Annotated in this window: 19 protein-coding genes; 14 read left to right on the top strand and 5 right to left on the bottom strand. The window is 59.8% G+C overall.

From position 1 onward, the window contains the following. Positions 1-152 precede the first annotated feature (152 nt). Positions 153-911 (bottom strand): flagellar basal body P-ring formation chaperone FlgA, encoded by a 759-nt coding sequence (gene flgA / locus AC1DRN_RS07845; RefSeq protein ID WP_223459769.1) that lies wholly within the window; start codon positions 909-911, stop codon positions 153-155. Between the two features lie 83 nt (positions 912-994). Here flgA and AC1DRN_RS07840 point away from each other — a divergent pair, with 83 nt between their 5' ends. From AC1DRN_RS07840 to flgE, 6 genes are all read left to right on the top strand, one after another. Beyond that, complete coding sequence (locus AC1DRN_RS07840; protein ID WP_223459767.1) at positions 995-1,960, top strand: chemotaxis protein CheV; 966 nt, start codon at positions 995-997, stop codon at positions 1,958-1,960. A 12-nt stretch (positions 1,961-1,972) separates the two neighbouring features. Next, positions 1,973-2,800, top strand: coding sequence for a protein-glutamate O-methyltransferase CheR (cheR, locus tag AC1DRN_RS07835; protein WP_007980127.1), 828 nt, complete (start codon positions 1,973-1,975; stop codon positions 2,798-2,800). Between the two features lie 368 nt (positions 2,801-3,168). Then, a complete protein-coding gene (gene flgB / locus AC1DRN_RS07830; protein ID WP_008051530.1) occupies positions 3,169-3,576 on the top strand; it encodes a flagellar basal body rod protein FlgB in 408 nt (135 codons plus the stop codon). A 3-nt stretch (positions 3,577-3,579) separates the two neighbouring features. Continuing rightward, a complete protein-coding gene (flgC, locus tag AC1DRN_RS07825) occupies positions 3,580-4,023 on the top strand; it encodes a flagellar basal body rod protein FlgC (protein ID WP_007980123.1) in 444 nt (147 codons plus the stop codon). 15 nt (positions 4,024-4,038) lie between these two features. Continuing rightward, a complete protein-coding gene (gene flgD / locus AC1DRN_RS07820; protein ID WP_223459765.1) occupies positions 4,039-4,761 on the top strand; it encodes a flagellar hook assembly protein FlgD in 723 nt (240 codons plus the stop codon). A gap of 31 nt (positions 4,762-4,792) precedes the next feature. Continuing rightward, positions 4,793-6,124 carry a flagellar hook protein FlgE gene (gene flgE / locus AC1DRN_RS07815; protein ID WP_317851118.1) on the top strand — a complete coding sequence of 444 codons (1,332 nt, stop codon included), beginning with the start codon at positions 4,793-4,795 and terminating at the stop codon, positions 6,122-6,124. A gap of 271 nt (positions 6,125-6,395) precedes the next feature. Here the strand turns inward: flgE and AC1DRN_RS07810 are convergent, their stop codons facing one another. After that, on the bottom strand, positions 6,396-9,290 hold the full coding sequence (locus AC1DRN_RS07810) for a ribonucleoside-diphosphate reductase subunit alpha (RefSeq protein WP_223459760.1): 2,895 nt from the start codon (positions 9,288-9,290) through the stop codon (positions 6,396-6,398). 740 nt (positions 9,291-10,030) lie between these two features. Between AC1DRN_RS07810 and AC1DRN_RS07805 the strand changes: the two genes are divergently transcribed. Both AC1DRN_RS07805 and AC1DRN_RS07800 read left to right on the top strand, forming a co-directional pair. Further along, positions 10,031-10,753: a response regulator gene (locus AC1DRN_RS07805; RefSeq protein WP_007980115.1), complete on the top strand. Its 723-nt coding sequence runs from the start codon at positions 10,031-10,033 to the stop codon at positions 10,751-10,753. After that, positions 10,750-12,360, top strand: a complete 1,611-nt coding sequence (locus AC1DRN_RS07800) for an ATP-binding protein (protein WP_223459758.1) — start codon at positions 10,750-10,752, stop codon at positions 12,358-12,360. Before AC1DRN_RS07805 ends, AC1DRN_RS07800 begins: the two co-directional genes overlap by 4 nt. 126 nt (positions 12,361-12,486) lie before the next feature. Here AC1DRN_RS07800 and AC1DRN_RS07795 read toward each other — a convergent pair whose 3' ends face one another. Both AC1DRN_RS07795 and AC1DRN_RS07790 read right to left on the bottom strand, forming a co-directional pair. After that, positions 12,487-13,212 (bottom strand): 4'-phosphopantetheinyl transferase family protein, encoded by a 726-nt coding sequence (locus tag AC1DRN_RS07795; RefSeq protein WP_223459755.1) that lies wholly within the window; start codon positions 13,210-13,212, stop codon positions 12,487-12,489. 91 nt (positions 13,213-13,303) lie between these two features. Next, positions 13,304-14,095, bottom strand: a complete 792-nt coding sequence (locus AC1DRN_RS07790) for a dienelactone hydrolase family protein (RefSeq protein ID WP_223459753.1) — start codon at positions 14,093-14,095, stop codon at positions 13,304-13,306. A 145-nt stretch (positions 14,096-14,240) separates the two neighbouring features. On the opposite strand from AC1DRN_RS07790, the gene AC1DRN_RS07785 reads away from it, so the two are divergent. From AC1DRN_RS07785 to AC1DRN_RS07770, 4 genes are all read left to right on the top strand, one after another. Continuing rightward, a complete protein-coding gene (locus AC1DRN_RS07785; RefSeq protein ID WP_223459751.1) occupies positions 14,241-14,843 on the top strand; it encodes a hypothetical protein in 603 nt (200 codons plus the stop codon). Positions 14,844-14,963: 120 nt separating this feature from the next. Then, complete coding sequence (locus AC1DRN_RS07780; protein WP_108215270.1) at positions 14,964-15,641, top strand: response regulator transcription factor; 678 nt, start codon at positions 14,964-14,966, stop codon at positions 15,639-15,641. Then, the gene (locus AC1DRN_RS07775; protein ID WP_223459749.1) at positions 15,638-16,984 is read left to right on the top strand and encodes an ATP-binding protein; all 1,347 of its coding nucleotides are present in this window, start codon (positions 15,638-15,640) and stop codon (positions 16,982-16,984) included. Before AC1DRN_RS07780 ends, AC1DRN_RS07775 begins: the two co-directional genes overlap by 4 nt. A 200-nt stretch (positions 16,985-17,184) precedes the next feature. After that, entirely contained in the window at positions 17,185-17,940 is a 756-nt protein-coding gene (locus tag AC1DRN_RS07770) for a polysaccharide deacetylase family protein (protein WP_223459747.1), read from the top strand. A gap of 82 nt (positions 17,941-18,022) precedes the next feature. Here AC1DRN_RS07770 and AC1DRN_RS07765 read toward each other — a convergent pair whose 3' ends face one another. After that, entirely contained in the window at positions 18,023-19,021 is a 999-nt protein-coding gene (locus AC1DRN_RS07765) for an AraC family transcriptional regulator (protein WP_223459745.1), read from the bottom strand. A gap of 338 nt (positions 19,022-19,359) precedes the next feature. Here AC1DRN_RS07765 and AC1DRN_RS07760 point away from each other — a divergent pair, with 338 nt between their 5' ends. Together AC1DRN_RS07760 and AC1DRN_RS07755 are read left to right on the top strand one after the other, a co-directional pair. Beyond that, positions 19,360-20,694, top strand: a complete 1,335-nt coding sequence (locus AC1DRN_RS07760) for a dicarboxylate/amino acid:cation symporter (protein ID WP_223459743.1) — start codon at positions 19,360-19,362, stop codon at positions 20,692-20,694. A 145-nt stretch (positions 20,695-20,839) separates the two neighbouring features. After that, positions 20,840-22,015 (top strand): CaiB/BaiF CoA transferase family protein, encoded by a 1,176-nt coding sequence (locus tag AC1DRN_RS07755; RefSeq protein WP_223459740.1) that lies wholly within the window; start codon positions 20,840-20,842, stop codon positions 22,013-22,015. Positions 22,016-22,102 lie beyond the last annotated feature (87 nt).

Genomic DNA, 22,102 nt, shown 5'->3' with positions numbered 1-22,102 from the left:
GGAATTTGGACGCTTGCCATGGTTTCGGCCATTCCCTGGAAAACTTTAGGCCCATTTATCAATGAACCTCGCGCGCGCCAGCGCTTGCCCTGCATGGAGCACAGTCTAGGGAACAGCCGGGGCAAGCGCCACATTCCGATGAGCAGGGAGCCTTACATGGACACTTCCACCTGCCCCGGCGCCATGACCTGCGCCTTGATGACTCGCTGGGAATTGAGGTTTTTCACCCGGATCTGTTCGCTCAGGCTGCCGTTTGACAGGGCTTCGCCCGGCATGCGTACGCTGAGCGTACCGCTGCGGGCGGTAATCACCACCTGATCACCCTTGCGGATGACCTCGGCCTGTTCGATATGCACCAGGGTAATCACCTGGTCGGCGACCATTGGTCGGGTCAGTCGCTGCCCGATAGCCTGGTCCAGGGAGGTCAGGTAGCCCTGGCCGATGAGGCTGATATCGCGTTCGCGCAGGACCACATCCAAAGGCTCGACAATGTTGGCGCGGCGCAGTGGCCGGGCGCTGGTCACGACATCGCGAAACAGGCGGACTTGAGCGGGTACGAACACGGTCCAGGGGGAGGCGCCCTCGCAGCGGACCTTGACCGTGACCCGACCCAGCGGCTTGGGACTCTCAAGGGTTGCTGTCAATTCCTTGTCGCACATGGGCATGTGCATGCGCGGATCGAGCGGGTTGACCTGGATCTCGTAGCGGCCTTCCGTTTGACTGGTAGCCAGATAGTCTTCTACGGTGAATTCAAGAAAGCCCTGAGTGACGCCGATAAGCATGTCAGGCAAGGTAACCGCGTCAGCAAGGGCAGGGCTGCCAGCGTTGAACAGGCAAACGGCCGCCAGCACGCCGAGCAATTTGCGGCAGGGTGTGGTCAGGCGTCGGAAAAATGTCGGTTCTGTGTTCATAACGATTAAAAAAGCAAGCGCCGTGCCGTTTAGTGATGAAGGCACGTCGCAACAACACTTGGCGTTGGTGTAGGAGTCTGGGCATGGCTGGTGTAATGGATTCGGTGAACCAGCGCACGCAACTGGTGGGGCAGAATCGCCTTGAGCTGTTGTTGTTCCGTCTCGACGGCCAGCAGCTGTACGGGATCAACGTGTTCAAGGTTCGGGAGGTGCTGCAATGCCCCAAACTGACGCTGATGCCCAAGTCCAGTCCTGTCGTGTGCGGCGTGGCGAACATCCGGGGGGCGACCATTCCGATCCTCGATCTGGCGATGGCGACCGGCTCCGGTGCTTTGAAGGACAAGAACAATCCCTTCGTGATCATCACGGAGTACAACACCAAGACCCAGGGTTTCCTGGTTCGCTCGGTGGAACGCATCGTCAACATGAACTGGGAGGAGATCCATCCGCCACCCAAGGGCACCGGTCGCGATCACTACCTGACGGCGGTGACGCGGGTCGACAATCAGTTGGTCGAAATCATCGATGTCGAGAAGGTGCTGGCGGAAGTGGCACCGACGCCGGAAGCGATTTCCGTCGGCGTGGTGGATGTCGAAACCCAGCACAAGGCGCTTTCGTTGCGCGTGCTGACGGTCGACGACTCGTCGGTGGCGCGCAAGCAGGTCACGCGTTGCCTGCAAACGGTCGGCGTCGAAGTGGTGGCGTTGAACGACGGTCGGCAAGCGCTGGACTACCTGCGCAAACTGGTCGACGAGGGCAAGAAGCCGGAAGAAGAGTTCCTGATGATGATCTCCGACATCGAGATGCCGGAAATGGACGGGTACACCCTGACGGCGGCAATCCGCAACGACCCGCGCATGCAAAAGCTTCATATCATCCTGCATACTTCGTTGTCGGGTGTGTTCAATCAGGCGATGGTCAAGAAGGTCGGTGCCGATGACTTCCTGGCCAAGTTCCGTCCTGATGACCTGGCATCCCGGGTAGTCGACCGGATCAAGGCAGCAGATATCAGCCAGGGGCCCGCGCCCCTGGCGGTCAACACGATTTAAGAGGCGGCATCATTGTCTACGGGTAATTTGGATTTCGAACAGTTCCGGGTATTCCTGGAAAAAGCCTGTGGCATTTTGCTCGGTGAAAACAAGCAGTACCTGGTCTCCAGCCGTCTCAACAAACTGATGGAACAGCAAGGCATCAAGTCTTTGGGTGAGCTGGTTCAGCGCATGCAGACGCAACCGCGCAGCGGTTTGCGCGAGCAGGTGGTAGACGCCATGACCACCAACGAAACCCTGTGGTTTCGTGACACCTACCCGTTTGAAGTCTTGAAGAACAAGGTACTGCCCGAAGCGATCAAGGCCAGTCCCGGCCAGCGCCTGCGCATCTGGTCGGCGGCGTGCTCGTCGGGCCAGGAACCGTATTCGCTGTCGATGTCCATCGACGAGTTCGAGCGGGTCAACATGGGCCAGTTGAGGATGGGTGTGCAGATCGTTGCCACCGACCTGTCCGGCACCATGCTGAACAACTGCAAGACCGGCGAGTACGACAGCCTGGCCATCGGCCGCGGTCTGTCGCCTGAGCGTCTGCAGCGTTATTTCGACCCGAAAGGGCCGGGACGCTGGGCGATCAAGGCGCCGATCAAGAGCCGGGTGGAATTCCGTTCCTTCAACCTGCTGGACAGCTACGCGAGCCTGGGCAAGTTCGACATCGTGTTCTGCCGCAACGTGCTGATCTACTTCTCCGCCGAGGTGAAGAAGGACATCCTGTTGCGCATCCACAGCACGTTGAAGCCGGGGGGGTACCTGTTCCTCGGTGCTTCCGAAGCGCTGAACGGTTTGCCGGATCATTACCAGATGGTCCAGTGCAGCCCGGGGATCATTTACCAGGCGAAGTGATTTCGTTGGTATTGTCAAAAAACGGGAGCCCTCAGGGGCTCCCGTTTTTTTTTGCCTGATGATTTCTTGCAAACGCTGCTGGCCCCTGTGGGAGCGAGCTTGCTCGCGATAGCGTCCTGACAGTCGAGTTCAGCGTTACCTGACACACCGCAATCGCGAGCAAGCTCGCTCCCACAGTGGTTGGCGGTGTTCTGAAAAGGGTAAGGAGGCGGCAGAAAAGCGGCATGCGGCGGAAAACCGTTGCCGCTTTTCTGGCATTGCCGCGTTGCCATGGCCGGCAAAGCCCCGGTTTCCGGGCTTTTTTGAATTGGCATGGGGCTTGCTAAGTTGATCCTACGAAAAATCAGGTCACCCGAAGGTTTCCCGACATGAGCATCAGCTTCGATAAAGCGCTCGGTATCCACGAACAAGCCCTGGGCTTCCGCGCCCAGCGTGCCGAAGTCCTGGCCAACAACATCGCCAACGCCGATACCCCGAACTACAAGGCTCGGGACCTGGACTTCTCGAAAGTGCTCGCTGAGCAAAACGAGAAAACCAAAAGCGGTACCTTCGCCTTGAACATGACCAATAGCCGTCATATCGAAGCTGAAGGCCTGGGCAATGGCGACGAGTCGTTGCTGTATCGCACGCCGATGCAACCGTCGATCGACCAGAACACCGTGGACGCTCAGCTGGAACAGTCGAACTATGCGGAAAACGCGATCGGCTTCCAGGCCAGCTTCACCCTGCTCAACAGCAAATTCAAAGGGCTGGTGTCAGCCCTGCGCGGAGAGTAAGCCATGTCTCTATCCAGTGTTTTCAACATTGCCGGTAGCGGCATGAGTGCGCAAACCACGCGTTTGAACACCGTCGCTTCGAACATCGCCAACGCCGAGACGGTTTCGTCGAGCATCGACCAGACCTACCGCGCGCGTCACCCGGTGTTCGCCACCATGTTCCAGGGCGGCCAGAGTGGCGGCAGCGACTCGCTGTTCCAGAGCCAGGATGCCGCAGGTCAGGGCGTGCAGGTGCTGGGTGTGGTCGAAGACCAGAGCAACCTCGAGGCGCGCTACGAGCCGAACCATCCGGCGGCCGATGCCAAGGGCTACGTCTACTACCCGAACGTCAACGTGGTTGAAGAAATGGCCGACATGATTTCCGCGAGCCGTTCGTTCCAGACCAACGCCGAAATGATGAACACCGCCAAAACCATGATGCAGAAGGTCCTGACCCTCGGTCAGTGATAAGGGGCGACTCAGATGAGTGTTACCGATTCCACCAGTGGTTTGAGCCTCAATGACATCCTGGCCAACTCCTCGATCAAGACCAACACCACGACTGACGGCCTCGCGTCGGCAACCGGCAGCGCCACGGGCAACAAGGCCCTGGGCAAGGATGCGTTCCTGCAGTTGCTGGTGACCCAGCTGAAAAACCAGAACCCGCTGGAGCCCCAGGACAACGGCGCGTTCGTGGCCCAGTTGGCGCAATTCAGCAGCCTGGAAGGCATCACCACGCTCAACAGCACCGTGAGCGGCCTGGCCAGCAACTACAACTCGTCCCAGGCCTTGCAGGCGTCGTCGCTGGTGGGCCGTTCGGTCATCGCGCCGGGTGACAAGGCCGTGGTCGATACCACCAAGAGCCTCAGCGGTACGGTGGTGGTGCCGTCTTCGGTGGCGTCCGCCACCCTGAAGATCACCGACTCAACCGGCAAGACTGTGCGCACCATCGACCTCGGTTCGCAGAAGGCCGGCAACGCCAGCTTCATCTGGGACGGCAAGAACGATGCGGGTGAGACAGTACCTGCGGGCACCTACACCTTCGGCGCCACGAGCACGATCGATGGCCAGTCCGTCGCGTTGATCACCAACCTGCCCGCGACCGTCAACAGCGTGACCATCAGCCAGACCGGCGGTGAGTTGATGCTCAATCTGGCCGGGCTGGGTAGCGTTGCCCTGTCCAAAGTACAAACCATTGGTATGTAGAGCCGACTAACACGGCACAAAGGAGTGGATGATGTCTTTCAATATCGGCCTTAGCGGTCTCTATGCAGCCAATAAACAACTGGACGTGACCGGCAACAACATCGCCAACGTCGCGACCACCGGTTTCAAATCGTCCCGTGCAGAATTCGAAGACGTGTACTCGGCGACCCGCCTGGGCACCGGCAGCAAGACCGTCGGCAACGGCGTGCGCCTGGCCAACGTTTCCCAACAGTTCGGTCAGGGTGACGTGAGCAACACCGGCAACGTGCTCGACATGGGTATCCAGGGCAACGGTTTCTTCGTCCTGAGCAACAACGGTTCGCTGACCTACACCCGTGCCGGTACATTCAAGACTGACAAGGAAGGCTACGTCACCAACAGCGACGGCACTGCCCGCCTGCAAGGTTACGGTGTGGACTCCAACGGCAAGATCGTCAATGGCGTGCTGACCGACCTGCGAATCGACACCTCCAACCTGGCGCCGAAGTCCACCAGCACCGTGTCGTCGACGATCAACCTGAACTCCACCTCGGCGGTGATCGACCAGACGGTTGCGGCGAACAAGTTCGACCCGTCCAAGACCGAGACCTTCACCAAGTCGTTCAGTACTCCGATCTTCGATACCCAGGGTAACCAGCACACCATGGATCAATACATGGTCAAGACTGGAGCGAACACTTGGGACACCTACACGCTGATCGATGGTCGCAACCCGGATGGCAGTGATCCTACCGTTACCGCTCCGGTTGCTTCGACCATGTCGTTCGATTCCACCGGTAAACTGACTTCGGTCAGCACGCCGGTGACGCCGCCAACCACGCCACCGACTTCGGTGATCAGCAGTGACCTGAAAATCACCAACTGGACCCCGGGCAGTGTCACCAATGGCGTCTGGACAGCCAACGGCGCCGCAGCCGATCCGGCTGGATTGACCATCGCCATGGCCAGCACCACCCAGTTCAACGCCGACACCGCGCGTTCGATTCCGGCACAGAACGGTTACGCCACTGGCCAGATCACCAACCTGACCATCGACGGCAGCGGTGTGTTGCTGGCCAACTTCAGCAACAACCAGACCAAGCCGATCGGCCAGATCTCCCTGGCCAGCTTTACCAACGAGCAAGGCCTGCAACCGGTAGGCGGTACCAGCTGGAAAGAAACCTACGCATCGGGCATTCCTGGTTACGATGCACCGGAAACCGGAACTCTGGGTTCCATCGTTTCGAACTCCCTGGAAGAGTCCAACGTCAATCTGACCAACGAACTGGTCGACCTGATCAAGGCGCAGAGCAACTACCAGGCGAACGCCAAGACCATCTCCACCCAGAGCACCATCATGCAGACCATCATTCAGATGACTTGATGCTGGATTGTGCTGTGCAAGGAGCCCCTCATCAGAGGGGCTTTTTTGTGATCTGAGGTTTTGTGTTGGATGTGATGGCCTCATCGCGAGCAAGCTCGCTCCCACAGGGGACCGAGTCTTTCCTGATAAACACGATCAACTGTGGGAGCGAGCTTGCTCGCGATGAGGCCAGTCCAGCCACTAATTTCTTACAGGCAAAAGAAAACCCCCGACCCGCCAGAGGCTGATCGGGGGTTTCGAGTAAGCGCCTTGCGACGCTTACCGGCTCAGCTTATTGGCAAGCTTCGCAATCCGGCTCGTCGATGGCGCAAGCCTTCGGCACTGGAGCAGGGCCGGCAGGCGCTGCCAGGACCGAGTCGTCACCGTGGTTGCCGCCGCTGGAAACAGCGTTCAGCTTGCCGGTGTTGATGGTCGACTTCTCGGTGCTGGTCGCGGCCAGGGCACGGAGGTAGTAAGTGGTTTTCAGGCCACGGTACCAGGCCATGCGGTAGGTCACGTCCAGCTTCTTGCCCGAAGCGCCAGCGATGTACAGGTTCAGCGACTGAGCCTGGTCGATCCACTTCTGACGACGGCTTGCCGCGTCGACGATCCACTTGGTGTCCACTTCGAAGGCGGTCGCGTAGAGCTCTTTGAGTTCTTGCGGGATGCGCTCGATCTGCTGCACCGAACCGTCGTAGTACTTCAGGTCGTTGATCATGACCGAATCCCACAGACCGCGAGCCTTCAGGTCGCGAACCAGGTACGGGTTGATCACGGTGAATTCGCCCGACAGGTTCGATTTCACATAGAGGTTCTGGTAGGTCGGTTCGATCGACTGCGAGACGCCGGTGATGTTGGCGATGGTCGCGGTCGGTGCGATGGCCATGATGTTGGAGTTACGAATGCCTTTCTGTACACGGGCGCGAACCGGTGCCCAGTCCAGGGATTCGTTCAGGTCGACATCGATGTACTTCTGGCCACGGGCCTCGATCAGGATCTGTTGCGAATCCAGCGGCAGGATGCCTTTGGACCACAGCGAACCGTTGAACGTCTCGTACGAACCGCGCTCGTCGGCCAGGTCGCAGGAAGCCTGGATCGCGTAGTAGCTGACCGCTTCCATCGACTTGTCGGCGAACTCGACGGCAGCATCGGAACCGTAAGGGATGTGCTGCAGGTACAGCGCGTCCTGGAAGCCCATGATGCCCAGTCCGACCGGACGGTGCTTGAAGTTGGAGTTCTGCGCTTGCGGCACCGAGTAGTAGTTGATGTCGATCACGTTATCGAGCATGCGCACGGCGGTGTTCACGGTGCGTTGCAGCTTGGCGGTGTCCAGCTTGCCGTCGACGATGTGGTTCGGCAGGTTGATCGAGCCCAGGTTGCAAACGGCGATCTCGTCCTTGTTGGTGTTCAGGGTGATCTCGGTGCACAGGTTCGAGCTGTGGACCACGCCGACGTGCTGCTGCGGGCTGCGCAGGTTGCACGGGTCCTTGAAGGTCAGCCATGGGTGGCCGGTTTCGAACAGCATGGACAACATCTTGCGCCACAGGTCTTTGGCCTGGATGGTCTTGAACAGCTTGACCTTGCCCGGGTACTCGGTCAGGGCTTCGTAGTACTCGTAGCGCTCTTCGAAGGCCTTGCCGGTCAGGTCGTGCAGGTCCGGTACTTCGGACGGCGAGAACAGGGTCCACTTGCCGTCATCGAAGACGCGCTTCATGAACAGGTCCGGGATCCAGTTGGCGGTGTTCATGTCGTGGGTACGACGACGGTCATCACCGGTGTTCTTGCGCAGCTCGATGAACTCTTCGATGTCCATGTGCCAGGTTTCCAGGTAGGCACATACAGCGCCTTTGCGCTTGCCGCCCTGGTTAACCGCTACGGCGGTGTCGTTCACTACTTTCAGGAACGGCACGACGCCCTGGGATTTGCCGTTGGTGCCCTTGATGTACGAACCCAGCGCACGAACCGGGGTCCAGTCGTTACCCAGGCCGCCAGCGAATTTCGACAGCATGGCGTTGTCGTGGATCGCGTGGTAGATGCCCGACAGGTCATCCGGCACGGTGGTCAGGTAGCAGCTCGACAGCTGTGGACGCAGGGTACCGGCGTTGAACAGGGTCGGGGTCGAAGCCATGTAGTCGAAGGACGACAACAGGTTGTAGAACTCGATCGCGCGGTCTTCTTTGTGCTTCTCTTCGATCGCCAGGCCCATGGCCACGCGCATGAAGAAGATCTGCGGCAGTTCGAAACGCACGCCATCCTTGTGGATGAAGTAACGGTCGTACAGGGTTTGCAGGCCCAGGTAGGTGAATTGCTGGTCGCGCTCGTGGTTGATCGCCTTGCCCAGTTTTTCCAGGTCGAAGGTGGCCAGCACAGGGTTCAGCAGTTCGAACTCGATACCTTTGGCGATGTAGGCCGGCAGCGCCTTGGCGTACAGGTCGGCCATTTCGTGGTGGGTGGCGCTCTCGGCCACACCGAGGAAGCCCAGGCCTTCGCCGCGCAAGGTGTCCATCAGCAGGCGCGCGGTCACGAACGAGTAGTTCGGCTCGCGTTCAACCAGGGTACGGGCAGTCATCACCAGGGCGGTGTTGACGTCGTTCAGGGCCACGCCGTCGTACAGGTTCTTCAGGGTTTCGCGCTGGATCAGGTCGCCGTCGACTTCTTCCAGGCCTTCGCACGCTTCGGTGACGATGGTGTTCAGGCGGCCCATGTCCAGCGGCGCCAGGCTGCCATCGGCACGGGTGATGCGGATCGACGGGTGAGCGTTGACCGCTTCTTCGGCCGGAGCGTGGGCGGCGCGTTCTTTCGAACGACCGTCACGGTAGATCACGTAGTCGCGAGCGACTTTCTGCTCGCCGGCACGCATCAGGGCCAGTTCGACCTGGTCCTGGATTTCTTCGATGTGGATGGTGCCGCCCGATGGCATGCGACGCTTGAAGGTCGCGGTGACCTGTTCGGTCAGGCGGGCAACAGTGTCGTGGATTCGCGACGAGGCAGCAGCGGTGCCGCCTTCAACTGCGAGGAACGCTTTGGTGATGGCGACGGTGATTTTGTCATCGGTGTAGGGAACGACAGTGCCGTTACGCTTGATCACGCGCAGTTGGCCAGGCGCGGTGGCGGACAGATCCGAATTCGAATCAGCGGCCTGCGGCAAGGTGCCCTGCGGGTTCTCGCGAGTTGTGTCGGTTTGCATGGGGGAGTGTCTCCACATTCTCTATGTTTGTTTGGGCACCATCACGGTGCCCACCGTTCCGTCCTGAAGCACTACAACCGGCGAGCGCCGGGCATAACGACTTCGGGACAGTAGGAAGGGGGCTTTATCGGGCGCCGCTTCCATGCCGAAGTCTTTGGTCTCACGCCTTGGGCCTGAAACCTTGGTCCTTTGCAGGTGACAGTTGGGACTGCAACACCCGTACCGTTTTCACCACTCTGGGCCGAAATACAGTAGCCATCCGCATGCGCGGTTTGGTCTTTCGAAAATACGTATGGTTCAACCGGACAGAGGCAATAAAAGCGCTTGAAATTGGTGTCTGGTTTGTGTTTGGTTTTTTTGCGCAAAACCCTACATCTAGGGTTTTTTTAGCGCCGGGCTACAAGATAATGCGTTTTGGGGGGCGATTGCAACGTACTGCCTGTGGATAAACCTGTGCGTAAATTGTGTGTGAAAGAGGGAATCGGCGTGTAGGCCGCGACCTTGCTGGACCGGACCTTTTTTCAGCATTTTTCAATGATCGAAAATGCTTCGGCGGATTTTTAAGGGCGCGAACCCTATCACAAAAAACCGCGTCGTCCGAACGCATTTACCCGCTTGTGTTCTCGACGGGCGGCGTTTATACAATCGGCCCAGCGTGTATACATATTTGTCCCTCCGAATCATTACAAAAAGACGGGCGGATCCTTCCTTATTAGCGTTTTGGCAAGCAGAGGTCACCCGTGGAGCAAGAAGCCTGGCAGGTATTGATTGTGGAGGACGACCAGCGACTGGCCGAACTGACCCGCGATTACCTGGAAGCCAATGGCCTGCGTGTATCGATCGAAGGCGATGGTGCGCTCGCTGCGAATCGCATCATCAAGGAACAACCGGACCTGGTGATCCTCGACCTGATGCTCCCCGGCGAAGATGGCCTGAGCATTTGCCGCAAGGTCCGCGCCCGCTATGACGGCCCGATCCTGATGCTCACCGCCCGCACCGATGACACTGATCAGATTCTTGGCCTGGACCTCGGCGCTGACGACTACGTCTGCAAACCGGTACGCCCGCGCCTGTTGCTGGCGCGTATCCAGGCGTTGCTGCGACGCAGTGAAACGCCCGAAGTCGCCCCGGAAAAACAGCGGCGTCTACAGTTCGGCCCGTTGATCGTCGACAACGCCTTGCGCGAAGCCTGGTTGCAGGGCAACGGTATCGAGCTGACCAGCGCCGAATTCGACTTGCTCTGGCTGTTGGTGGCCAATGCCGGGCGCATTCTGTCCCGGGAGGAGATCTTCACCGCACTGCGGGGCATCGGCTATGACGGTCAGGACCGCTCCATCGATGTGCGCATCTCACGCATCCGCCCGAAGATCGGTGATGACCCGGAGCATCCACGGCTGATCAAGACCGTGCGCAGCAAAGGCTATCTGTTCGTTCCCGAGGCTTGCGTAGACCAGACCCTGTGAACTCGATCTTCCTGCGTATCTATGGCGGCATGTGTGCTGCGCTGATTCTGGTGGCGGTGCTCGGTGTGCTGGCGTTGCACCTGCTCAATCAGGTGCGCAGCGAGCAATACCGCGAGCGCCTGGCCCACGGCACATTCACGCTGATGGCCGACAACCTGCAACCGATGAACCAGACCGAACGCCACCGGGCCTTGCTGGTATGGGAGCGGCTGCTCGGCATTCCGCTGGCGCTGAAAAACTTTGCCGAGACCGACCTCGACCTGACCCAGCGCACTCGTGTGCTGCGCGGCCAGGCACTGGTGGAACAGACCGGCCCGCATGCGGCGAAGGTATTCAAGCTGGTCAGCGACAAGGAACAGTTGATGCTCACCGGGGAAGTGCAGCAGATCAGCGAGCAACTGGCCCGGGCGACCATCTACCTGTTGACCGATGAACTGGTGCGCACCCCGGTCGCCGACCAGCCCATGCGCCTGGCGCAATTGAAGCAAGACAAGGGCTTCGGTTTCGACCTGCGTCTGGTCACGGTTGACGAGGCGGACATGGACGAAGACCAGAGTCGCCGGGTGTCCGAGGGCGACACTGTGATGGCGCTGGGCAAGGGCGGCGATTCGATCCGGGTGTTCGCCGGTATGGTCGGCACACCGTGGGTCCTGGAAATCGGTCCGTTGTATCAGATGAATCCTTATCCCCCGGAGTGGCTGGTGCTGATCGCCGCGCTGGGCCTGACGCTGATCGGCTTGATCGTTTATCTGTTGGTGCGTCAGCTCGAGCGACGCTTGCGTGGCCTGGAGGCCGCCGCCACGCGCATCGCCAAGGGCAGTCTGGAAACCCGCGTGCCGGCGCGCGGCGCGGACTCGGTGGGGCGGCTGGCCTCGGCGTTCAATGGCATGGCCGAGCACTTGCAGCAGTTGCTGGCGATCCAGCGCGAACTGGTGCGCGCGGTGTCCCATGAATTGCGCACGCCGGTGGCACGCCTGCGCTTTGGCCTGGAGATGATCGGTTCGGCCACCACGCCGCAAGCCCTGGAAAAATACTGCCAGGGCATGGACCACGACATCGAGGATCTCGACCGGCTGGTGGACGAGATGCTGACCTACGCGCGGTTGGAGCAGGGCTCGCCGGCGCTGAACTTTCAGCGAATCGATCTGGACGCCTTGGTCGATCAGGTGATCGAAGAACTGGCGCCGTTGCGCGCCGACGTCACGGTACAGCGCGGCTTGTGCCTGTCGGCCGCCGATAACGACGACGCCTGGGTCGAGGCTGAACCGCGTTATCTGCACCGGGCGATCCAGAACCTGGTGAGCAATGCCATGCGCCACGCGCAATCACGGGTGACCATCAGCTATCAGGTGGGGCAGCAGCGATGCCGGGTGGATATCGAAGATGATGGGCCGGGTGTGCCGGAGTCAGCGTGGGAGAAGATCTTTACGCCGTTCCTGCGTCTCGACGACAGCCGTACCCGGGCGTCAGGCGGGCATGGGCTGGGGTTGTCGATCGTGCGGCGAATCATCCATTGGCATGGCGGGCGGGCGTTGATCGGCAAGAGCAAAAGCCTTGGCGGGGCGTGTTTCAGTCTGAGCTGGCCGCGCAATCAGGAGAAGCGTTGAACCTTGTGTTGTCTGTTGCGGCCCCATCGCGAGCAAGCTCGCTCCCACAGGGATTTGTGGCGTGACATAGATCCAGTGTGGGAGCGAGCTTGCTCGCGATGGGGCCCGAACAGGCGCCAATAAACCTCAGGCCTTGATGCTGACCAAACTCAACAACTGCCCATCCTTGACCCCGAACTGCGCATCCAGCTCGGTGCCGTTGCGCCATTCGCCGGACAAGTCAGTGAGCAGTCGCAACCGCACCTCACCCGACTCACGCCACTCCAGCACTTCGGCGTGTTCGAAATAAAAGCGTTGCTGAACGATCGGATAGAGCGCCTTGAACAGGCTTTCCTTGACCGAGAAGGTCAGGGTGACCAGCAATGCCCGTTGATCGTGACCACCTGCCGCCATGCGCTGTAGCTCCGGCGGATTGAGGATTTCCCCGGCCAGACGTTCGGCCCGTTCGGCATTGAGCAGGTTTTCCAGATCCATGCCCAGGCCGCGCCAATGGCTTTTGTTCGCCACGATCGCCGCGGCCCGGCCAGTGCTATGGGTGATCGAGCCAGTGATATGAGCAGGCCAGACCGGCGCCCGGTCTTCACCGATGGCCGGAATGAAGCTCAAACCTTCGAGCCGCTGTAACGCGGCCCGGGCACACACCCGTCCGGCGAGAAACTCCGTCTGCCGTTTGGCCACCGAGCGCTGGATGCTCGCCGGCGCTTCGACGGCGCTGCGCTGAAAATCATCGCTGGCCAGTCGGGCGCTATCGAAGTGAGTACCCAGCAGGACCGTATCGGGCAGCACAAACGGCAGCGGCCAATGGTCATCGAGGGGCGTGCAGCAGACGGGCAGGGCGGGGGCTGAATTCATGTCGGACATTTTGCCGGGTTGCCTTGGGACTGGATAGTGGCAGATGGCTTTTGTGGCGAGGGCGCAAGACCCCTCGCCACAGAGCACGGTGTCAGCTGAAGATTTTCTTGAAAAACGCCTGCATGTCCGCCCACGACTTTTCATCCGCGGCCTTGTTGTAGCCAATGTCCGGCCCGCCATGATCGCCATGGCTTAGCCGGTCGGCATCCGGATTGGTGAAGCCGTGCCTGGCGCCGTCGAGGCTGACGAATTTGTAGTCGGCGCCGGCCTTGTCCATCTCGCTCTTGAAGGCCGTGATGTTTTCCGGGGTGACGATGCTGTCCAGCGCCCCGTGTTCCACAAGGATCTTCGCCTTGACGCTGCCTGGCGTTGCCGGTGTATTGGTCGCCAGCGCGCCATGGAAACTCACCACGCCTGCCAATGGCACACCCTGTCTTGCGGCATTGAGCACCACGCCACCGCCGAAGCAGTAGCCGATGGCGGCGATCTTATGCGGATCGGTTTGCGGTTGTTTTTTCAGCAGGTCGAGCCCGGCCTGAAACCTCGCGCTCGACACGGCACTGTCTTTTGCCACGGCTTGCATGAACGCCATGGCGTCTTTGGGATGCTCGGTATTTTTGCCGTCGCCGTACATGTCAATGGCCAAGGCGCTGTAGCCCAGGCCGGCGAGATCCCGGGCGCGACGCTTGGCGTAGTCGTTCAGGCCCCAGAACTCATGCACCACCACGACCCCGGGGCGCGGGCCTTTGATGGCATCGTCATAAGCGTAATAGCCGATCATTTTCGTGCCATCGGCACTTTGGTAGGGGATTTCCCGGGTCTGGATGGCGGCCTGGCTGAGCCCGCTCAAGGCCAGTAGGAGGACGGCGAAGAACATGCGCATGGTCGGAACTCCTGTTGAAACGTGTCGAAACATCGGGAAGGGGCGGTTCAGCCCAGGTTCAGGGTGCGTTCAGGGGGAGTTCAGGGCGGGGTGCGTAACCTTGCCCCGTACCCAAAAAACAAACGGCACATAAGGAAACTCCCCAATGACTGGATTCAAAAAACTGCTTCTGGCAATCACGGTTCTGGGCGCAAGCACTGCAGCCTTCGCGTCCAACGACAACTTCGCCAGCCTTACTCTTGGACAGACCAGCGACAAGGTCAAAAAGTCCCACGCCCTGAACGACAACCTTAATCAGCCGAATGCCGATGGCGTGATCGGCAAGGACACTACCTGGGGTGTTCGTCTGGGCCAGCAAAATACCAAGGGCCGGTACTACGCCACCTACGACAACGTGTCGGGCTCGCACAATGGCATTAAACTGCGTCAGGAAAACCTCCTGGGCAGCTACGATCTGTTCTACCCGGTGGGCGGCGGCACCAAACTGTTCGGTGGCGCCACGGCCGGCCTGACCAAAATGACTCAGGAGTCGCCAGGCTTCAGCCGCGACAGCAATATCGGCTATGCCATCGGTGGCCAGGTGGGTGTGCTGCAACAGGTTTCGCAGAACACCTCGGTGGAACTGGGTTACCGTTACCTGCGCAGCAACGCCAGCACCGAGATGAGTGCGCGCGGTGGCAGCAAGCAGGGTTCGCTGGACCTGACCAGCAGCGCCCAGACTTACCTGTCCGCCAACTACGCTTTTTGACTAGCGTTTCGTGAGCAGCCTGCGCTGGATCAACCGTGGTGGTTGATCCAGCGTTGCCGTGTTAGCTATTGAGGTGCGACGTTGCGCCTCTGGAGATGTTGATTTGCCCGGGAGAGCGTTATGAAACTGCTGGTCGTCGAAGATGAAGCGTTGCTGCGTCATCACCTGAAAACCCGCCTGACGGAGAGCGGCCACGTGGTCGAGTCCGTGGCCAACGCCGAGGAGGCGCTGTACCAGACCGCGCAGTTCAACTTTGACCTGGCGGTGATCGACCTCGGGCTGCCGGGCATGAGCGGCCTCGACCTGATCCGCCAGTTGCGCTCAAGTGGCAAGACTTTCCCGATCCTGATCCTCACCGCGCGCGGCAACTGGCAGGACAAGGTCGAAGGCCTGGCCGCCGGTGCCGACGATTACGTGGTCAAGCCGTTTCAGTTCGAAGAACTGGAGGCCCGCCTGAATGCCTTGCTGCGCCGCTCCAGCGGTTTCACCCAGTCGACCATCGTCGCTGGCCCGTTGCTGCTGGATCTGAACCGCAAGCAGGCGTCCCTCGATGAACAGCCGCTGGCACTGACCGCGTATGAGTACCGCATCCTCGAATACCTGATGCGCCATCACCAGCAAGTGGTGCCCAAGGACCGCTTGATGGAACAGCTCTACCCGGATGACGACGAGCGCGATCCGAATGTGATCGAGGTGCTGGTCGGCCGTCTGCGCCGCAAACTGGAGGGGCCGGGCGGGTTCAAACCGATCGACACCGTGCGCGGCCTGGGCTACCTGTTCAATGAGCGTTGCACTTGATTCGCTCGCTGCGCATTCGCTTGATGCTCGCCGCCACGCTATTGGCGGTTTTGTTCATGCTGGCGCTGCTGCCGGCGATGCAGGGTGCCTTCAGCCTGGCCTTGCAGGACTCCATCGAGCAGCGTCTGGCATCGGACGTGACCACGTTGATCTCCGCCGCCCGGGTGGAGAACAACAGCCTGCAGATGCCGGCGCAATTGCCTGACGAACGCTTCAACCTCACCGACAGCCGATTGCTTGGCTACATCTATGACCGGGAAGGGCATCTGGTCTGGCGTTCGAAGGCGACCCAGGAAGAACGCATCAATTACAAGCCGCGCTACGACGGGCGTGGCAGCGAGTTTGCGCGGATTCGCGAAGCCAATGGCCAGGAGTTCTTTGTCTACGACGTCGAGGTCAAGTTGCTCGGCGGCAAAAGTGCGGCCTTCAGCATCGTGGCGCTGCAGCCCGTTCGCGAGTACGAACTGACCCTCGAAGGCCTTCGGGAAAATCTTTATCTGGGTTTTGGCGCGGCACTGCTGGTGCTGCTGGCGTTGCTGTGGATCGGTCTGACCTGGGGCTTGCAGGCATTGCGGCGCTTGAGCCAGGAGCTGGACCAGATCGAAGGTGGCACCCGCGAAAGCCTCAGTGAGGAACATCCCCGGGAATTGCTGCGCCTGACCGGTTCTCTCAACCGTTTGCTGCACAGTGAGCGTGAGCAGCGCAGTCGCTACCGTGATTCCCTCGATGACCTGGCCCATAGCCTGAAAACGCCGCTGGCGGTGCTGCAAGGCGTCAGTGAAGACCTGGCCCAGCGTCCTGAGGATCGCGATCAGGCCTGGGTGCTGCAAACCCAGATCGAACGCATGAGCCAGCAGATCAGCTACCAATTGCAGCGCGCCAGCCTGCGCAAAAGTGGTCTGGTACGTCATCAGGTGCGCTTGCACCCGGTATTGAAAAGCCTGTGCGACACACTGGACAAGGTCTATCGCGACAAGCGCGTGCACGTCGCGTTCGATTTGCCCGACCCGTGTTACGTACCGATCGAGCAAGGCGCCCTATTGGAGATGATGGGCAATTTGCTGGAAAACGCCTATCGCCTGTGCCTGGGCGAAGTACGCATCAGTGTGCGTGAAACTCTCAGCGGCACCGAGTTGTGTGTCGAGGATGACGGCCCCGGCGTACCACAAAATCAGCGCGCACGGATTCTCGAACGCGGAGAGCGTCTGGATCGCCAGCACCCGGGGCAGGGCATCGGCCTGGCGGTGGTCAAGGACATCATCGAGAGCTACAGCGCCAAGCTGACCTTGGGCGATTCACCGATGGGCGGTGCGGCGTTCCGGATTCTTTTTCCGGTGGTTTGAACGGGTATTCGATAGTGATATTTTCGGGCCGCAGCGGGCATCAAGCGTTAAACGACCGGCAACAATGTTTTGTTGGCGCTCAGCCGCTGGGTGGCAGGTAATAAGCCTCGCCTTGTTCACGACATGCACACACACAGAGCCTGGGGTGGTGCATGAGCGGATATGGGTTGAAGCGTTACAAGCCACCAAAGGAGATAAAAATGGAAAGGAAGAAAGTTTGGCTGACGTTTGACGACGGTCCTCGGCAAACCCAGACCGAAACCGTGCTCGAAACACTGGAGCTGTTTGATATCAAGGCAACGTTTTTTATCGTTGGCAATCTGGTTGCCAGGCATGGCGAGCGTATCAAACGCATCCTGGGCGAAGGGCACCGGATCGGCAATCACACTTACGATCATCTAAGGCTGGTCGGCCAGGACAAAGACACCATCATCGATCAAATCAAAAAGACGGAGCAGGCACTGACTCCCTATCAGCAGCCGGACCTGATCATGAGGCCGCCTTATGGCGCTCACGATGCGATGGTCGATCGCACTGTCGCCGAATTGGGGTACCGGCAGGTTCTCTGGAGCGTGGATACCCAGGACTGGAACGGCAACTACCAACCGGGGGGCTGGGTATCCCATGGTGTTGAGCAAATAAGGAAAAGAAAGAACTCCATTGTGCTCATGCATGACATACACGCGACCACGGCCAATAATCTTGGCAGGTTCATCGGACAAATAAACCTGCTGGGCGATGTGGATTTCGAATCACCGGCCACACTGGCCATTCCGCCGGTCAGTCAGTTGAATATGTATGTGGTTGTCAGGGGCGATACATTATCCAGAATTGCCAGAGAGTTTTATGGTGATGCTGCCAGGTACCCACTGATCTTTAATGCGAACAGGTCGGTGCTGGATCATCCAGATAGAATTTATCCTGGCTTGTCACTGATCATCCCGCCTTTAGAGTAAGCGTTCGCAAAACCTGGACGGGGTATTTTCGAGCGTGTTCGAGATGACACCAGTGATCACCGCGCAACGCGGGTGCTGAAACTCAGCTCTCCTGCGCCCGATAAGCCCCCGGTGTCAGCCCCGTCCACTTCTTGAACGCCCGGTGAAACGCCGACGGTTCGGAAAACCCCAACTGCTCGGCGATCTGTTGCAACGACAGGTCAGCGCGGCTCAGGTGATAAATCGCGATGTCCCGGCGCAACTGGTCCTTCAATTCCTGAAAGCTCGACCCCTCTTCCCGCAAATGTCGGCGCAAGGTCTGCGGGCTGATGTGCAGGTGGGCGGCCACGGCTTCCAGGTCGGGCCAGCGTGAACTGTCGCGACTGAGCAAGCGCCGCAGGCGGCTGCTCAAACTGTCGCCGTCATCCGGGCGCGAGAGCAGGTCGGCGGGGGAGCGATCGAGGAAATGCTTGAGGGTGCGTTCGTCCTGCAACAGCGGCATGGCCAGGTAGCGGCTGTGAAACAACAGGCTGCTCTGGGGCCTGGAAAACTCAAGCGGACAGGAAAACAACAGGTCGTACTCGGCGCCGTGTTCGGGCCGGGGGTAGCTGAACGAGGCCTGTTCCAGGCGAATGCGCTGGCCGATCAGCCAGCTGCCGAAACGGTGCCAGATCACCAGCAGGCTTTCGCTGAGGAAATGATCGGGGTCCCAGAGTTGCGAATCGTCCAGGCTCAGGCGCACCCATTCATCTTCTCGGCTCAGGGTCAAACGCGGAGCCCCGGGGAATAGGCTATAAAACAATAAGCCGCGATTGAGTGCCTTATCCAGGTTGCGACAGTGAATCACGGCATGGCACATCATCGCGAAGCTGCCCGGCCTGCTTGGGGTTTGCCCGAACCCCAGGTACTCGTCGTCCAGCGCCAGCCATAACGCCTGGATCAGTTGGGTGAATTGCTCAGGCGCGATGCGTGCCCGGGGCTCGTCCAGCAACTCGGGGCTGATCCCCAGTTGTTGTAGCACGCCGCAATAGTCGTAGCCGTGCCGACGCGCACCACCAAGGGCGGCGCGGGCGAAATGACTGGCGATGGTGCGTTCGCGCATGGCAGCAGATCTGACCGTTGATCGACGGATGTTAGCTGCGCACCGTGGGCATGAACAGGGCGGATATCCGCCAAATAACAGGACGACTTTTAATGGAAGGGCGGAAATCCGCCATATGCTTGTAACCGTTCGGTGACAGGGAATTCGCTGCAACCCCTGCTATCAAAAGGCTTGCAGGGCTTTTAGGGAAGGTGGCACGGGCCTTGCGATACAACGTGCAGATGCCTGCCGATGCGCAGCTCGAAAAAACAAATCCCTCCAGTGCAGGAGGGTTCGCAATTGCGGTGTTGCGGGCAACAGATGGATGTTGTCACCGGGCACCCTTGAGGAACTTTGCAATGACGACTCGTCAGCCACTGTACAAATCCCTGTATTTCCAGGTGATCGTTGCAATTGTCATCGGTATTTTGCTCGGTCACTTCTATCCGCAGCTCGGTGTGGCGGTAAAACCGCTGGGTGACGGGTTCATCAAACTGATCAAAATGATCATCGCCCCTATCATCTTCTGCACCGTCGTCAGCGGAATCGCCGGCATGCAGGACATGAAAGCGGTCGGCAAGACTGGCGGTTACGCACTCCTTTACTTTGAAATCGTTTCGACCATCGCTTTGCTGGTGGGGCTGGTCGTGGTCAACGTCGTGCAGCCAGGCGCTGGCATGCACATCGACGTAAGCACCCTGGATGCCTCCAAAGTCGCTACCTACGTAGCGGCTGGTGCTGATCAAAGTGTCATCGGCTTCCTCCTCAATGTGATCCCGGCCACCATCGTTGGCGCATTCGCCACGGGCGACATCCTGCAAGTGCTGATGTTCTCGGTGATCTTCGGTTTCGCCCTGCATCGCCTGGGTGCCTACGGCAAGCCGCTGCTGGACTTCATCGATCGCTTCGCCCATGTGATGTTCAACATCATCAACATGATCATGAAGCTCGCGCCGATCGGTGCCTTCGGTGCCATGGCCTTCACCATCGGTGCCTACGGTGTCGGCTCGCTGGTGCAACTGGGTCAACTGATGGCCTGCTTCTACATCACTTGCCTGCTGTTCATCCTGATCGTGCTGGGCTCCATCGCTCGCATGCATGGCTTCAGCGTGCTGAAGATGATCCGCTACATCCGTGAAGAACTGCTGATCGTGCTCGGTACTTCTTCTTCGGAATCGGTGCTGCCACGCATGCTGGTCAAGATGGAGCGTCTGGGTGCGCAGAAATCCGTGGTAGGCCTGGTGATTCCGACCGGCTACTCGTTCAACCTCGACGGTACTGCCATCTACCTGACCATGGCCGCGGTGTTCATTGCCCAGGCTACCGACACCCACATGGACATCACGCACCAGATCACCCTGCTGGTGGTGTTGCTGCTGTCCTCCAAAGGCGCTGCGGGTGTGACCGGTAGCGGTTTCATCGTACTGGCTGCGACCCTGTCCGCCGTCGGCCACCTGCCGGTCGCCGGCCTGGCGCTGATCCTCGGTATCGACCGCTTCATGTCCGAAGCCCGTGCACTGACCAACCTGGTCGGCAACGCCGTGGCCACCATCGTTGTGGCCAAGTGGGTCAAGGAACTGGACACCGACGTGCTGCAAGCCGAACTGGCTTCGGGCGGTCGCGGCATTGCCGACGAGCCTAAAGACGATGTTCTGGGCCACGTCGAAGGGGTAACCCCGACTAACGCCAAGTAAGCCTTGTTGTAATCAAAAAACCCGCTTCGGCGGGTTTTTTCATGCCCGGCGATTGAGCGTAACGGTCACTGCTCGTGGCGTATAAGGTGATTGCTGCAATGCGTTCGGCTGCCTAGTCTGGGGGCATCGTATAGGGAGAACGCTCATGCTCGGTCCACTGGCATCACTCAAGGTTCTGGATTTCTCGACACTGCTGCCGGGGCCGTTCGCCTCGTTGCTGCTGGCGGACATGGGCGCCGAGGTGCTGCGCATCGAATCACCGACCCGCATGGATCTGCTGCGGGTGTTGCCGCCCCATGATCAAGGCGTGTCAGCCAGTCATGCCTACCTCAACCGCAACAAACGCAGCCTCGCCCTGGACCTCAAACAGCCTGAGGCGCTTGAGGTGATCAGGTCGTTGCTACAGGACTACGACATTGTGCTCGAGCAGTTTCGCCCGGGTGTCATGGAACGTCTGGGCCTGGGCTACGAAGCCCTGAAGGCGATCAATCCCAAATTGATTTATGTGTCGATCACCGGCTACGGCCAGACCGGCCCCTACAAGGACCGCGCCGGCCATGACATCAACTACCTGGCCCTGTCCGGGGTGGCGAGTTACACAGGTCGTGCCGACAGTGGGCCGCTGCCGTTGGGCATGCAGGTGGCGGATGTCGCCGGTGGTTCGCTGCACGGGGTGATAGGCTTGCTGGCTGCGGTCATTGCCCGGCAGCAAACCGGTCAGGGCCAGCACCTGGATGTCAGCATGACCGACTGCGCGTTCAGCCTGAATGCGCTGGCAGGCGCCGGGTATCTGGCCTGTGGCGTCGAGCCGGGGCCGGAAGACCAGGTGCTCAACGGCGGCAGCTTCTACGACTACTACCAATCCCGGGATGGGCGCTGGCTGTCGGTGGGCAGCCTGGAACCGGCATTCATGAAACAGTTGTGCGCGGCGTTGGGGCTTGAGGAACTGGCCGGCCTCGGCCTGTCTGCGGCGCATCAGCAACTGCTTAAAGCCGCGCTGAAGGTCGAATTTGAAAAGTATGACTTTGCCGAGTTGTGCGCGCTTTTCGCGGAGCTGGATGCTTGTGTCGAGCCAGTGTTGAGCCTGGGAGAAGCGCTGCGTCATCCGCAGCTGCAGGCGCGGGAGTTGGTGACCGACGTGCCCCGTGGCGATGGCTCGACCCAGGCGCAGATGGCGTGTCCGTTGAAGTTTTCCGATGGTTTGCCAGAGCCGAAGCATATCGGTGCGGCGCTGGGGCAACATACGGATCAGGTGTTGGGGGAGTTGGGGTTTAGCATTGAGCGGATCGAACAGTTGCGGCGTGCCAAGGTGATTCTCTAGTGCCTGTCAGGTCGCCATCGTCGGAGCGCCGCCCGGAGCAAGCTCGCTCCCACAYTGGGCYTGCGTCACGCCACAGATCCCCTGTGG

This window comes from Pseudomonas sp. P5_B3, assembly GCF_056400405.1.
The sequence above is the reverse complement of the archived record's forward strand: the minus strand, read 5'-3'. Positions and strand labels throughout refer to the sequence as shown.

Bases quoted from the DNA above. Each gene is read 5' to 3' on its own strand.
- AC1DRN_RS07795 (WP_223459755.1), bottom strand. From the start codon at position 13,212: ATGAATTCAGCCCCCGCCCTGCCCGTCTGCTGCACGCCCCTCGATGAC.
- flgD (WP_223459765.1), top strand. From the start codon at position 4,039: ATGAGTGTTACCGATTCCACCAGTGGTTTGAGCCTCAATGACATCCTG.
- flgA (WP_223459769.1), bottom strand. From the start codon at position 911: ATGAACACAGAACCGACATTTTTCCGACGCCTGACCACACCCTGCCGC.
- AC1DRN_RS07770 (WP_223459747.1), top strand. From the start codon at position 17,185: ATGGAAAGGAAGAAAGTTTGGCTGACGTTTGACGACGGTCCTCGGCAA.
- AC1DRN_RS07755 (WP_223459740.1), top strand. From the start codon at position 20,840: ATGCTCGGTCCACTGGCATCACTCAAGGTTCTGGATTTCTCGACACTG.
- AC1DRN_RS07790 (WP_223459753.1), bottom strand. From the start codon at position 14,095: ATGCGCATGTTCTTCGCCGTCCTCCTACTGGCCTTGAGCGGGCTCAGC.
- AC1DRN_RS07785 (WP_223459751.1), top strand. From the start codon at position 14,241: ATGACTGGATTCAAAAAACTGCTTCTGGCAATCACGGTTCTGGGCGCA.
- AC1DRN_RS07840 (WP_223459767.1), top strand. From the start codon at position 995: ATGGCTGGTGTAATGGATTCGGTGAACCAGCGCACGCAACTGGTGGGG.
- AC1DRN_RS07780 (WP_108215270.1), top strand. From the start codon at position 14,964: ATGAAACTGCTGGTCGTCGAAGATGAAGCGTTGCTGCGTCATCACCTG.
- AC1DRN_RS07810 (WP_223459760.1), bottom strand. From the start codon at position 9,290: ATGCAAACCGACACAACTCGCGAGAACCCGCAGGGCACCTTGCCGCAG.
- flgE (WP_317851118.1), top strand. From the start codon at position 4,793: ATGTCTTTCAATATCGGCCTTAGCGGTCTCTATGCAGCCAATAAACAA.
- flgB (WP_008051530.1), top strand. From the start codon at position 3,169: ATGAGCATCAGCTTCGATAAAGCGCTCGGTATCCACGAACAAGCCCTG.
- AC1DRN_RS07765 (WP_223459745.1), bottom strand. From the start codon at position 19,021: ATGCGCGAACGCACCATCGCCAGTCATTTCGCCCGCGCCGCCCTTGGT.
- flgC (WP_007980123.1), top strand. From the start codon at position 3,580: ATGTCTCTATCCAGTGTTTTCAACATTGCCGGTAGCGGCATGAGTGCG.
- AC1DRN_RS07760 (WP_223459743.1), top strand. From the start codon at position 19,360: ATGACGACTCGTCAGCCACTGTACAAATCCCTGTATTTCCAGGTGATC.